The following is a 588-nucleotide window of genomic DNA, read 5'->3' as shown; positions in this document are numbered from 1 at the left end:
ACATTTAGATTCCCAGAGTTGGCCCCATGCTCTTACGGCCTGGTGCCATGCTCTTACGGCGTCTTCGTCGAAAGAGCATGTCTTTGGATCTGGCAACAAGCATCGCGGAAAAGCTCATCCATCGTGTGCCACTGCTGGCTTGTCCAGCAGTGGATGTCTGGTACCCGGCTTGCACTGCTGGGCAAGCCAGCAGTGGCACACGTTGTAGTATAATTTCCCAGGCGTTTGCCAACGCATTCATTGCCACGCAGACGTGGCAACGGCACCCAGACGTTAGCTACATATGTTCCGGAAAAATGCCCGCCATCAGATTGCCGATCACGCGGGTTGTTTCGAACCGCAGCAGCACGATCCGCATCGTGGCGGTGATTGGCACGGCCAGCACCATGCCGACTGGTCCCCACAGCATGCCCCAGAAGGTCAGACTTAACAGGATAGTCACCGGGTGCAGTTGCAGACCTTCCCCCATGATCATCGGTTCGATCACGTTTCCGAGCGTCATTTGAATGGCGCCCGGTATGGCGATCACCAGGACGATCATCACGACGCTGTCAAAGTCGACGATCGCCAGCGGGATCGGCAGTAGGG

General features: G+C 56.8%; 2 protein-coding genes. One reads left to right on the top strand and one right to left on the bottom strand.

Annotation, left to right across the window (positions count from 1 at the left end; translation table 11 throughout):
* On the top strand, positions 1-208 hold a 208-nt coding region (locus C5Y96_RS27860), incomplete at its 5' end, for a hypothetical protein (RefSeq protein WP_214609076.1).
* 69 nt (positions 209-277) lie between these two features.
* Here the strand turns inward: C5Y96_RS27860 and C5Y96_RS19515 are convergent.
* Positions 278-588 (bottom strand): AI-2E family transporter (locus tag C5Y96_RS19515; protein WP_114322194.1); only part of this gene is annotated, 311 nt, incomplete at its 5' end.

The sequence above is a fragment of the Blastopirellula marina genome (genome assembly GCF_002967715.1).
GTDB lineage: Bacteria > Planctomycetota > Planctomycetia > Pirellulales > Pirellulaceae > Bremerella > Bremerella marina_B.
Note: the sequence above shows the minus strand (reverse complement) of the source record. Positions and strands in the feature narration are given on the sequence as shown.